The organism is Comamonas sp. Tr-654 (genome assembly GCF_011752915.1).
In the GTDB taxonomy this organism is placed as follows: Bacteria; Pseudomonadota; Gammaproteobacteria; order Burkholderiales; family Burkholderiaceae_C; genus Comamonas.
In genome coordinates, this window is sequence record NZ_VWWQ01000006.1 from 181,333 (window position 1) to 193,984 (window position 12,652).

General features: G+C 62.2%; 10 protein-coding genes. 6 read left to right on the plus strand and 4 right to left on the minus strand.

What is annotated here, in order from left to right:
- Positions 1-18 precede the first annotated feature (18 nt).
- On the minus strand, positions 19-531 hold the full coding sequence (locus tag F3J24_RS18890) for a hypothetical protein (RefSeq protein ID WP_003078186.1): 513 nt from the start codon (positions 529-531) through the stop codon (positions 19-21).
- Between the two features lie 124 nt (positions 532-655).
- Between F3J24_RS18890 and F3J24_RS18895 the strand changes: the two genes are divergently transcribed.
- The 3 genes from F3J24_RS18895 (at position 656) to F3J24_RS18910 (ending at position 3,951) form a co-directional block, all read left to right on the plus strand.
- Positions 656-1,342: a DUF3334 family protein gene (locus F3J24_RS18895; RefSeq protein WP_167009630.1), complete on the plus strand. Its 687-nt coding sequence runs from the start codon at positions 656-658 to the stop codon at positions 1,340-1,342.
- A gap of 877 nt (positions 1,343-2,219) precedes the next feature.
- Positions 2,220-2,702 carry a MarR family winged helix-turn-helix transcriptional regulator gene (locus tag F3J24_RS18905; RefSeq protein WP_167009632.1) on the plus strand — a complete coding sequence of 161 codons (483 nt, stop codon included), beginning with the start codon at positions 2,220-2,222 and terminating at the stop codon, positions 2,700-2,702.
- Positions 2,703-2,754: 52 nt separating this feature from the next.
- Positions 2,755-3,951, plus strand: coding sequence for a multidrug effflux MFS transporter (locus F3J24_RS18910; RefSeq protein WP_167009634.1), 1,197 nt, complete (start codon positions 2,755-2,757; stop codon positions 3,949-3,951).
- 35 nt (positions 3,952-3,986) lie between these two features.
- Here F3J24_RS18910 and F3J24_RS18915 read toward each other — a convergent pair whose 3' ends face one another.
- From F3J24_RS18915 to fumC, 3 genes are all read right to left on the minus strand, one after another.
- Positions 3,987-5,657 carry a SulP family inorganic anion transporter gene (locus F3J24_RS18915; RefSeq protein ID WP_167009636.1) on the minus strand — a complete coding sequence of 557 codons (1,671 nt, stop codon included), beginning with the start codon at positions 5,655-5,657 and terminating at the stop codon, positions 3,987-3,989.
- Between the two features lies 1 nt (position 5,658).
- Complete coding sequence (locus F3J24_RS18920; RefSeq protein WP_167009638.1) at positions 5,659-6,297, minus strand: ParB-like protein; 639 nt, start codon at positions 6,295-6,297, stop codon at positions 5,659-5,661.
- Between the two features lie 96 nt (positions 6,298-6,393).
- Complete coding sequence (fumC, locus tag F3J24_RS18925) at positions 6,394-7,785, minus strand: class II fumarate hydratase (protein ID WP_167009640.1); 1,392 nt, start codon at positions 7,783-7,785, stop codon at positions 6,394-6,396.
- A gap of 242 nt (positions 7,786-8,027) precedes the next feature.
- Here fumC and F3J24_RS18930 point away from each other — a divergent pair, with 242 nt between their 5' ends.
- The 3 genes from F3J24_RS18930 to F3J24_RS18940 all read left to right on the plus strand — a co-directional run bounded on the left by F3J24_RS18930 (position 8,028) and on the right by F3J24_RS18940 (position 12,564).
- On the plus strand, positions 8,028-10,214 hold the full coding sequence (locus F3J24_RS18930; protein WP_240154385.1) for a bifunctional diguanylate cyclase/phosphodiesterase: 2,187 nt from the start codon (positions 8,028-8,030) through the stop codon (positions 10,212-10,214).
- Positions 10,215-10,349: 135 nt separating this feature from the next.
- Positions 10,350-11,903, plus strand: coding sequence for a fumarate hydratase (locus tag F3J24_RS18935; protein WP_167009643.1), 1,554 nt, complete (start codon positions 10,350-10,352; stop codon positions 11,901-11,903).
- Positions 11,904-12,063: 160 nt separating this feature from the next.
- Complete coding sequence (locus tag F3J24_RS18940; protein ID WP_167009645.1) at positions 12,064-12,564, plus strand: GNAT family N-acetyltransferase; 501 nt, start codon at positions 12,064-12,066, stop codon at positions 12,562-12,564.
- Positions 12,565-12,652: the final 88 nt, after the last annotated feature.

A 12,652-nucleotide genomic window follows, 5' to 3' on the forward strand; every position in this document is an offset into this window, starting at 1 on the left:
TGAACAGCAGGCCACTGCCTACCAGTTGGCCTTGGCATTGCGGCAGGCCGCCTGACTGGACAGCGCGACAAAGCGCTCCACCCGCAGCGCCAGCATCTTGCGCCCCTGCCTGGCCAGCACCGGATCGGCCACGGCTCGCTCCACCACCTGGCCCTGCACCTCGGCCAGCATGGCGATGGTGGCGCTGCTGCGCGTGTTTAGGTAGGCCTGCTCCAGCAGCACGCTGTCACCCTCGGGCAGCACGCTGATGACTTGGCCGGTTTCACACTCCTGAAAGCGCGCCGTCTCGCCATCCAGGCTGTACAGTCCCTGCCAGCGCCCACTTTCCTGACTGGGCTTGAGGCCCTCGGATACCGGTCCGGCCTGCTTGACCGCTGCCTGGGTCTGGGCCTGCTTCTTGCCCGTGAGACCGGTCCAGGTCTTGTCCCAGGTCTGGGAAACCTTGTCCGTCATGCCGGACAAGCTCGAACAGGCGGTCAAACCCGTCACCACAATGACACTAGCCGCCAGGCGCCACAGCTTGCTCTGCATGAATACCTCTGATTTTGCAAAAGCAGGCACGTTAACAGACAGCGGCAGCCTGCAATTGCTGCAGATATCTCGATGCAACAAAGTGTTGCATACATAATCAGCCATCTCTTGAACCAATGCAGCCATGAGCCAACCCAACGCCCCCATCGTCCACGGCACCGAAGATGTGCTGATTGCCCTGTGCAACTCCGTCTCACGCGTGCTGCAGGTGGCCACCCAGTGCCCGATCCAGTACTCGGGCATGGTGCAACGCATCACCAAGACCAGCCTCAAACCCGATATCGGCTGCTTCGTGCTGATCGATGGCGGCTTTTCGGCGCTCATCATCATCAATTTCTCGGCCGACGCGGCCATGGAGCTCTACCGCAGCTATCTGCTGTCCATGGGCATGGCCGAGAGTGATCTGGCCAATTCCTACACCTCGGATGACGTGAGCAACGTCATGGGCGAGCTGATGAACCAGGTCGTGGGCGACTTCACCAGCAAGGTGCAACGCGAGCTGCAAACCCATATCGCGCAAAGCCAGCCCAAGATGATCCGCCTGAACAAGCAGGTCAATCTCAGCGTGGATGCCAACCTCGATGCCCCCGAAGCACGCCGCGTGACCTTCTACACGGGCAACAACAACATCTTCTATCTGGAGATGGCGGTAGATCACATGGAGTTCATCAAGATCAAGGACTTCGAAGCCCAGGAGAAGCCAGACCCCGATCTGGTCATGGCTCAGACCCGTGAAGCCCAATCGGTTCAGGCGCCGGCTGCTGCAGCCTCCAGCGACACCGACGATCTGCTCAAGTCCCTGGGCCTCTAAGACAGCCTGGTAGCGCGCGAGGCGCCATGACCCCTGCATGCTGCCTCTGTCAGAAGAAACACCATGCGCACTCTCGCCTCTGCATTCATGCTCTGCAGTCTGCTGCTGACTGCGAAGGCAACGCTCGCTCAAACACCCTGCTGCGTCGATGCCAACGGCGCAGGCTAGGCCTGCAAAGGCAATGAAGCCATCATGCATGGTCAGAGCATGCACTCAGGCCGGCAGCCCAAGCGCCATGAGCTCAAGCTCGATTCCGCCCCCCCGGCGAAGAAGGGCGCCATATGCTCGCGCGGCCTTCACGCGGCGGCAGCACGTATGAAAGCATGCAGCAGCGCCTGGAGCGGATGGACGCCGCAGCGGCCGCCGCCCGCTCGGGCCCCGGAATCGGGCTGCGCCCCTAGGCTTTCCATCTGCTTTCAGCCGCCTCGCATCGGCCAACACGCAGGCCGTCGCCGCCTGACCACAGCCTGGCGAGACCAGCCCTCGCCGGCCTTGGCGTCAGCGTCGGGGCCCGCCCCCTACTGCTCCGCCCCCTACTGCTCCGCCCCCTACTGCTCCGCCCGCACTCTCAAAGCCGGTACGACCGAAGCCGCGATAGGCACACCAGGGCCACTTGCTGCAAGCGAATGCCCACAAGACCAGGCCTGCCCAGTCTCCACCGCCGGCTTTCAGCGCCTGCCGGGCCCATGCGAGCCGCCCCCTTCCCTGGCCAGACAAGGCCGGACCATGCCGCAACTTATAAGGCAATGCCCTGCACAGCAGGCAAGCAAGCCTCTTTGCCGACCACAGGCGGCAGCGTGAAGTAACAAAACCCTGTTCACAGGATAAATACTGTTTGCGCAATAATTTGAATACCAACAATTTGAATACATCCGCAATGTCCAGCACCGCCTCACTGTCCAGCCGCCAGCGTCAGCTCATCTTCGTCATGGCCCAGGTCAACAAGCAATGGCGGCGCACGCTGGACAAGGTCCTGGCTCCGCTGGGCCTGACCCAGGCACTGTGGCTGCCCCTGGTCCATCTGGAGCGCAGTGCGGGAGCCATGCGGCAAAAGGATCTGGCCCAGGCGCTGGCGCTGGACAGCTCCTCTGTCGTGCGCCTGATCGACGGTCTGGAGGCCCAGGGCTGGGTGGAGCGCCTCGACGATGCCGACCGGCGCGTCAAACGTATACAGCTCACGGCAGCCGGCCTGGCACAGGTCGAGACCGTGAAGTCCATCGTGGCAGATGTCCGCAGCGAAGTCATGCAGGAGCTGGCCCCCGATCTGCTGGATGCGACCCTGGATGCACTGGAGACCATGCTGGAGAAGATGGCGGCCCTGGAGATGAGCGCCGACGCTGCTTCGCGACCGGGCAGCTGAAGGCGCGCCGCATGCCACCGTCCTCTCTCCGTCAGCTCCTGATCTCAACTGTATGCAAAGTCCTGTCTCCTCCTCACGCAAAGCGCCGCTCTGGCTGCTGGCCATGGTCACCATTGCCGGCACCATGGCCATGCATATGTTCATCCCGGCTCTGCCTGATGCAGCGCGCCACTTTGGCGCCAGCAGCGCGCAGATGCAGCAGACCATCACGGTCTACATCCTCGGGCTGGCGCTGGGCCAGCTGATCTACGGCCCCCTGTCGGATGCGCTGGGCCGCCGCCCCATGCTGCTGACCGGCCTGTGTCTCTACACCGTCGCCAGTCTTGCAGCCTTTCTGGCGCCCAGCGCGAATATGCTGATCGGCGCACGCCTGATGCAAGCGCTGGGCGGCTGTGCCGGCCTGGCACTGGGCCGTGCCATTGCGCGCGACACCGCGACACCCGAGACCGCCGTGGGCAGCCTGGCCCTGCTCAATCTCATGATGATGATCGGCCCGGGCATCGCCCCTTCCATAGGTTCGGGGCTGGATGCACTCTTCGGCTGGCGCGTGATTTTTGCGGTGCTGGCGCTGATGGGGGCGCTGACGACCCTCGGGGTCTGGCGCCTGCTGCCCGAAACCGGTCGCCCCAGCGGCCAGCTGAACTGGCGCACCGTGCGCAATGACTATCGCACCTTGCTCGGCTCACCCCAGTTTCTGGGCTTTGCCATAGGCGGGGGCAGTGCCACCACATCCATGTATGCCTTTATTGCAGCAGCGCCTTTCATCTTTATCGAGCAGCTGCACAGCAGCAAGGCCCAGCTCGGCATCTACCTGGGGGTGTTGATGGCCGGCATGGCTGCGGGCAATGCCCTGGCGCGCCAGCTCATCAAACGCTGGCCACTGGAGCGGCTGATACTGGGCGGCAATTTGCTGAGCCTGGGCTGCGCCACAGCGCTGGTGGCCCTGACCCTGCTGCAGCAGATCAACGTGCCTGTGGTTGTTGGCCTGATGCTGCTGTTCACCGTGGGCTCGGGCCTGACCAGCCCCGCTGCGCTGACCAAGGCTCTGGGCGTGCACAGCGATCTGACGGGATCGGCCGCCGGAGTCTATGGCTTTTCCCAGATGGCCGTGGGCGGTCTGTGCACGCTGGGAGCCAGCCTGGGCAGCAGCCCCGCGCTGTCGGCCTTTTCAGTGCTGCTAATTGCCTGCGCTGTGGGGCAGCTGGGCTTCAGATACGCGCTGCGCCTGAATCGAAGCATCGCACCTTGAAACAGATATCGGCCTTGCAATCGAGAACTCGGAACCTAGGACTCAGAGGACGAGGTGTTTGAAAACCCGATCGAGTCTTCAATCCCCTGCACCGCATCGTCCACACTCCAAGAGGCATAGGCCGTCGGCTCCAGTCCTGGAATCTGCACAAGTTGCAGCAGCTCTCGCACCTCATCCTTGACGCGCGCCAGTCGCAGCTGAATCCCGGAATGGAGCAATTGCCTGGCAAGCTCGCTCAAGGCTTCGACACTGGTGCTATCCAGATCCGGGCATTCTTCAAGGCTCAGAATCAATGCCTTGAGACCAGAAGCGCGCGCCACTCGCGCGCTGATGTCTGCCATGACGGCATCGGCGTTGCCAAAGAACAGGCGCTCCTCGGGGCGCACAATCAGTACATGGGGGACAGCCATCGCTTCGGGATGCCGCTGTATGTCCACAAAATCATGGCTGTGCGCCAGTCGCCCCAGTTCACTGACCCTTGCCTGGGCCATGCGCTTGAGCAGCAAGGCAATGCTGAGAACCATGGACAGCAGCAATCCATCCAGCACACCCAGCAGGATCACGGCCGTAAAAGCTGTGATCACCAGAAGCCGATCACGGCGCCAGACGAAATAGGGTTGCAAAGTCTTCCAGTTCAGCGAGTGGCCCACCGCGTGTATGACGATGGCTGCCAGCATGGGCTCTGGAATCCGCTCCATCCATGGCAGTAACTGCCATACCAACAGCGCCACGACGGCGCAGGCAATCAGCCCCGCCCCCCTTGTCTTGGCGCCAGCCACCTCATTGGCAGAGCTGGCCGAGAAGCCAGCGCCCACAGGCAAGCCCTGAACCAGCGCCGACAACATATTGGCACCGCCCAAGGCCCACAAATCACGGTTGGCAGAGACGGTATCGCCATGGCGTAAGGCCAGTGATCTGATGGAGCTATAAGACTCTGCATACAAAATCAAGGCCAGCGCCACGGCCAGTTGGCCGGCTCGCAGCCAGTCCGGCCAGGCTAGGTCGGGCAGCGCCAGATGCACCCCGCCCAGTGCCAGCGAGCCCACAGCCGGTATGCCCCAGCGCAGCCCATAACCCAAGCTATCAAGCGCAATGCCAGCAGCAATGACCAGCAAGGCCGCAGGCACTGCCCGCCAACGCCCCAGCAGACGTAATGCCAGCAAGGCCAGCACCAGCATGGCCAGACCATAGAAGTTCCATTGCGGAAGTCTAGCCAGCAGATCCCAGGCGAAATGCAGGAAATCGCTGTGCTCCGGGTGCACTCCAACGGCCAGGGGCAACTGCTTGAGCACAATAGTCAAAGCCAGCCCCATGGCAAAGCCGCGCAACACGGGCTTGGCAATGAACTGGGAAATGGCCCCCAGTCGCATCAGTCCGGCAAGAACAAAGATGATGCCCACAACCAGCACCATGGCGATGCCCATGGCCGCGCGATGCTCAGCAGAGACATGCAGCACCGAGCTGCTTGCTGCCAGCAGCACGGCTGCCGATGAAGAGGTAGAAGAAACAATCGCAAAGCGGCTGCTACCCATCAACCCGTAGACCAGCAGCCCGGCAAACAAGGCCATCACCCCCGCTTGCGGCGGAGCTCCGGCAAGGCCGGCATAAGCCACCGCCTCAGGCAGCAGCAGCCCCGCAATGGACAGACCCGCGACCCAGTCCGCACTGGCCGGAATGACAAGCGAGCCCCAACGCAACTGGCCCATGCTATTTGTGCAACGTGGTGGAAACCCCGGACCAGCCGGGCAGAAACTGTGCCTTGACGCTGCGTGCCAAGGCAACAGCCTCCACGACAGCGGACTCGGGCAAGCCCTGACCGCCATTGCTGCGCAAATCCGCCTTGCGAAACAGAGGTCGGTAGAAGTCGGCCCAGAGGAACTCGGCATAGGGCGAGGCATCCTTGGCATAGCCGCCGGCCTTGCGTACCTCGCCCGCCAAGCTTCGATACGGGTCATCCTTGAGCTGGCTCAACTGCAAAGGGATCTGCGAGAACTCGCAGCGCCGCCCTTTTTCGTCATAAGGGTGCGCCCAGTGATGAAACTCCATGACCCGCCAGAACATCTCCGCGCCCTGCTCGCTCAAATCGGCCAGCTGCATGACCCAAACGGTTTTGACCGCTTCATGCATGAGCGCCTGCCCCAAATGATGGTGGTCAACGATAAAAAATCGCCCCTGCGGACCTTTTACGGCAGGAAACCAATGACTGAGCAACAGTTTGTCACGGGCCTTGGATTTCAGCTGTGCCCATTGAGAGCGTTTGAGCGCCACTTCGGCGGCTCCTACCGTCATCTGCGTGGGCCGTAGATCCGAAACGGAAACCTGCTCCAGGTGCTGCTGTGCGGGCATGCTGACTCCAGTCATCAACTAATGCCGCATTGTGTGCAAACCCTGGGCAAAAAGAAAAGAGCCCGGCAAGCGGGCTCTTTTCGGGACGGAACCGGCTTACAGATTGCCGACCATCTGCTCGGGCACGACCCACTGGTCAAACTGCTCGGCCGTCACATGGCCGCTGGCAATGGCCGCCTCACGCAGGCTGCTACCTTCCTTGTGCGCCTTCTTGGCGATATAGGCCGCCTTGTCGTAGCCGATATGCGTGTTGAGCGCCGTCACCAGCATCAGCGAACGGCCCACCAGCTCCTCGATGCGCGCGCGATTGGGTTCTATGCCCACGGCGCAGTGATCGTTGAAGCTGACCATGCCGTCGGCCAGCAGGCGCACGCTTTGCAGGAAGTTGTGCGCCACCATGGGGCGGAACACATTGAGTTCGAAATTGCCCGAGGCTCCGCCGAAATTGATGGCCACATCGTTACCGAACACCTGGGCGCAAAGCATGGTCACGGCTTCGGACTGCGTGGGATTGACCTTGCCCGGCATGATGGACGAGCCCGGCTCGTTCTCGGGAATCGAAATCTCGCCCAGGCCGCTGCGCGGACCGGAGGCCAGCCAGCGCACATCGTTGGCGATTTTCATCAGGCTGGCGGCCAGTGTCTTGAGAGCGCCATGTGCATAGACCATGCCGTCGCAGCTCGCAAGAGACTCGAACTTGTTGGGCGAGGTGACAAACGGGGAGCCCGTCAGTCTGGCCAGTTCCGCCGCCACTCCTTCGGCGTAGCCTCTGGGAGCATTCAGCCCCGTGCCCACAGCCGTCCCCCCCAGGGCCAGCTCATGCAGATGCGGCAATGCGGCGCGCACATGGGCTTCGCCATGGGCCAGCTGGGCCACCCAGCCGGATATTTCCTGGCCCAGCGTCAGCGGCGTTGCATCCTGCAAATGCGTGCGGCCGATTTTGACGATGTCGGCAAAGGCTTCGCTCTTGGTCAGCAGCGTGACACGCAGCTTGGCGATGGCGGGCAGCAGCTTGTGCTCGATGGCTGTCACCGCCGCCACATGCATGGCTGTGGGATAGACATCGTTGCTGGACTGACTCTTGTTCACATCGTCATTCGGGTGAACCAGACGGGCTTCACCACGTTCGCCGCCCATCAGCTCGCTGGCCCGGTTGGCCAGCACCTCGTTGACGTTCATATTAGTCTGGGTGCCGGAACCGGTCTGCCAGACCACCAGAGGGAACTCGTCGGGGTGCTTGCCCGCGAGCACCTCGTCGGCGGCCGCATTGATGGCCCTGGATTTTTTCTCGTCCAGCAGACCCAGCGCCTGGTTAACGCTGGCAGAGGCCTTTTTGACCTGCGCCAGCGCGGCAATGATTTCACGCGGTTGCTGCTCGCCGCTGATGTCAAAATTCTGCAGCGAGCGCTGCGTCTGCGCGCCCCAGAGTTTGTCGGCGGGTACATCGATCAGGCCAAAAGTGTCTTTTTCCTGGCGGGTGACTGTCATGGAATCGCTCCTTGCATACAACTCGGCGCAGCTGGCTGAAAATTTGGCTGCCGTTGGCCGGAAACGGAAGTCGACCCACCGCCAGGCGGACGACTTCCACAACCGGTCCATGCTAGCTCAGCCCGAGGGGCGGCAAGCACAATCGGGGCAACACCCCTGCGCCGGCAAGGCCAGAAATACAAAGTTACATTAAATCAATATCGGACAAAGAATCCGACCGGCCATGCTGGACCGCCACATCAATGTTCACTGATCTTTCCGCCCCTGTCGCCAACACCTTCATGCCATCCAGCTACAGCGCGATGATGGTGTGTGTCTCCATCGTCATCGCGGTGTTTGCCTCCTTTGTGACACTGGGTCTGGCCCGCCGCATGCGCATGGCCTCAGGCAGGATCGGACGTATCTGGTGGGCCATCGGCGCCATGGTCATGGGCACGGGGGTCTGGGCAATGCACTTCATCGGCATGCAGGCGTTCGAGTTGCCCATCACTCTCGGCTACAGCGGCGCTCTGACACTAGCGTCCTGGGCCGCAGCCGTTGCAGCCTCGGCGCTGGCCTTCGGCGTAGCGACCAGGGCCGAATACCGATGGCCTCATTTTCTGGGCGCTTCGCTGCTCATGGGCGGCGGCATCTGCGCCATGCACTACCTGGGCATGCTGGCCATCGAGATGTCCATCCCGATTGCCTGGGACTGGTCTCTGGTGACGGCCTCCGCCCTGATCGCGGTACTGGCCTCGGCCACGGCGCTGAACCTGTTTCGCGCATTATTCGCGCTCTCCGGCAAGCGGCTGTGGCTGTTCCAGTCTTTGGCGGCACTGGTCATGGGCTTTGCCATCTGCGGCATGCACTACACCGGGATGTCGGCCGCCAGCTTTGCCAGCGGCTCGGTCTGCCTGAGTGCAGAAGCGCTGAGCGGCCCCGAACTCACCACCATCATCATCATCACCACGGTCATGCTGCTGATCGCGGCGCTGTTCAGCACCCTGCTCGATGCGCGCCTGCAAAGCACGGCCTTCAAGCTAAACCAGTCACTGCAGGAAACCAATGCCAAGCTGCAGCTGGCCAATACCGAGCTGCGCCAGCGCGCCTTTGCCGATCCGCTGACCAATCTGCCCAACCGACTGCTGTTCGAAGACCGCCTCATTCACGCCCTGCTGCGCCTGGAGCGCGCCAACCGCTCGCGAACCAAGGAGAGGCTGGGCATTCTGTTCGTGGATCTGGACGGTTTCAAACCCATCAACGACTCCTTCGGTCACGCTGCGGGAGATCAGATCCTTGTCAGCGCGGCCGAGCGGCTGATGGCGGAAGCTCGCAGCAGCGATACCGTGGCCCGGGTCGGCGGGGATGAATTCCTGGTGCTGCTGGAAGACACCCAGGACGTGGCCGCCTGCATGGCCGTGGCCAACCGCATTCTCAAGGCCCTGAGCCAGCCATTCCGGCTGGGCAACAAGGAACTGCAGATCACCTGCTCCATCGGCATCGTGGCCTTTCCCGACCATGGCGACCGCGACCACCTGATCGCCAACGCCGATGCGGCCATGTACGCCGCCAAACGCAATGGCGGCAATGGCTTTGCGGTATTCGAGCCGCACATGGGCAGCGACGCCTCCGAGCAGCTGGAACTGCAAAACGACCTGCGCAACGCCATTCAGCGCAGCCAGATGGAGCTGCATTACCAGCCCAAGATCGACGGCGAGCGCGGCAACATCATCGGGGTCGAGGCGTTGCTGCGCTGGGCCCACCCCGAACGCGGCATGATTGCCCCGGACATCTTCATCCCCCTGGCCGAGCGCTTCGGCATCATCAACAGCCTGGGCAACTGGGTGATCGAAGAAGCCTGCCGCCAGCTCGCCCTATGGCGCAACATGGGACTGCAGATGCGGGTGGCAATCAATCTTTCCGTTCACCAGTTGCGCGAAAGCGGCCTGGCAGATCGCATCACCCAGACGCTGCTGCGCCATGATGTGCAGGCCAGCCAGCTGCTGTGCGAGATCACCGAATCCGTGGCCATGGAAGACACCCAGGCCACACAGCGCGCCATCGAGGAATTGCGCGATATCGGCATCTTTCTCTCGATCGATGACTTCGGCACCGGTTACTCCAGCCTCAACTATTTGCGCCAGCTGCCTGCCCAGCAGCTGAAGATCGACCGCAGCTTCATCCGCGACCTGGAAACCGAGGAAGATGCCCGCGCCGTGGTCCATGCCGTCGTGCGCCTGGCGCATGCCCTGGGCCTGCGCGTGGTAGCCGAAGGTGTGGAGACCGCAGGGCAACGGGACATTCTGATCGACATGCAATGCGATGAGCTGCAGGGCTACTTCTATGCGCGTCCCATGCCGGCGGACAGCCTGCTGGCCTGGGCCAGAGGCGATCAGCGCGCAGGCCAGGCCGACTTCTCGGCATCCATCCTCGGATCGCTGACTGGCTGAGCCCTGCAAAACGCCCGCAAGTCATATATAAGACTGCTGGGTTATGGCTGCAAGATTTGTCGTCTGGGCCGATAATCGGTGGGTTTACCGTGCGCGCCCCACGCGTACAGATTGCAACCCCCGAGAAGCTTCACGATGACGACCTCCATCCGCCAGCAGGACCTGATCGATTCGATCGCAGGTGCCCTGCAGTACATCAGTTACTACCACACGCCGGATTTCATCCAGCATCTGGCCCGTGCCTATGAGCGCGAGCAAAGCCCTGCGGCCAAGGATGCGATGGCTCAGATCCTGACCAACTCCAAGATGAGCGCAACCGGCCAGCGTCCCATCTGCCAGGACACCGGCATCGTCAACGTGTTCCTGAAGGTGGGCATGGACGTCAAGTGGGAAGGCTTCACCATGGGCCTGGAAGACGCCATCAACGAAGGCGTGCGCCGCGGCTACAACCACCCCGACAACACGCTGCGTGCGTCCGTCGTGGCCGACCCGCATTTCAAGCGCAAGAACACCAAGGACAACACCCCCGCCGTGATCAACGTGCAGATCGTGCCCGGCGACAAGGTGGACGTGACCGTGGCAGCCAAGGGCGGCGGCTCCGAGAACAAGTCCAAGATGATCATGATGAACCCCAGCGACGACCTGGTGGAATGGGTGCTCAAGACCATCCCCACCATGGGCGCCGGCTGGTGCCCCCCGGGCATGATCGGCATCGGCATTGGCGGCACGGCAGAAAAAGCCGTCTTGCTGGCCAAGGAAAGCCTGATGGAAGACCTGAACATGTACGAGCTGCAGGCCAAGGCTGCCAGCGGTGCAGAGCTCGACGACGTGGAAAAGCTGCGTCTGGAGTTGTTCGAGAAGATCAACGCCCTGGGCATTGGCGCCCAAGGTCTGGGCGGCCTGACCACGGTGCTGGACGTCAAGATCAATATGTACCCCACGCACGCGGCTTCCAAGCCCGTGGCCATGATCCCCAACTGCGCCGCCACCCGCCACGCCCACTTCGTGATGGACGGCTCCGGCCCCGTGTACCTGGACGCGCCTTCGCTGGACAGCTGGCCCAAGATCGACTGGGCGCCCGACTACAACAAGTCCAAGCGCGTGGACCTGAACACCCTGACCAAGGAAGAAGTCGCCAGCTGGAAGCCCGGCGACACCATCTTGCTCAACGGCAAGATGCTGACCGGCCGTGACGCCGCCCACAAGCGCATCCAGGACATGCTGGCCAAGGGTGAAAAGCTGCCCGTGGACTTCACCAACCGCGTGATCTACTACGTTGGCCCCGTGGACCCCGTGCGCGACGAAGTGGTCGGCCCGGCCGGCCCCACCACCGCCACCCGCATGGACAAGTTCACCGAGATGATGCTGTCCCAGACCGGCCTGATCTCGATGATCGGCAAGTCCGAGCGCGGCCCCGTCGCCATCGAAGCCATCAAGAAGCACCAGAGCGCTTACCTGATGGCCGTGGGCGGCGCCGCCTACCTGGTTTCCAAGGCCATCAAGCAAGCCAAGGTGGTGGGCTTTGAAGACCTGGGCATGGAAGCCATCTATGAATTCGACGTGGTCGACATGCCTGTGACCGTGGCAGTGGATGCCGGTGGCACCAGCGCCCACATCACCGGCCCTGCCATCTGGAAGGAAAAGATTGCAACCGGCGATTTCAAGGGCATTGCCGTTGCGGGCGCCTGATTCGCTGTTGCAGCCTGCCTGAACAAAGAACCGCCTTCGGGCGGTTTTTTCATGTCCGGCCGCCTGGACATGGACCGCAGCAGGACCATGGGCCATTTCTTCGGCTCTTTTCCCATTTGCGGCATAGTCGAGCCAGATTTTTGTGAACCCATCCTAAGCCATGCAAATCCGAGCAGAACTCCCCACCGATGCCGAGGCCATAGAGCAGGTGACGATCCTCGCCTTCAGGCACGCACCGCATTCCGACCACACCGAGCAGTTCATCGTGCGTGCACTGCGTGCGGCCGGGGCTCTTGCCTTGTCTCTGGTCGCGGAGATCGACGGACTGATCGTCGGGCATGTCGCCGCCTCCCCCGTCACCATCGGCGATGGCAGCCAGCACTGGTTGGGCCTGGGCCCGATCTCCGTACTTCCTGAAAAGCAGCAACAAGGCATAGGCAGCGCCTTGATGCAGACTGCCATCAGCGCTCTGCGGGCGCAGTCCGCGCAGGGATGCGTGCTGCTTGGTGATCCGGGTTACTACCGACGTTTCGGCTTTCGGGCGGTGCCGGGCCTGGTGCTGCCTGGAGTGCCTGCCGAGTACTTTCAGGCCCTGTCTTTCGCAGGTCCGCTGCCGCAAGGTGAAGTGAGTTATCACAGCGCTTTCGATGCCAGGGACTGATATGCCTGTTTCAGCCAGCGCTGCATGCCGGCCTCAGGGCGGTAGGCCATGCCTGGTTTTCCGTGAAATCAACACTTCTTGGTAAATA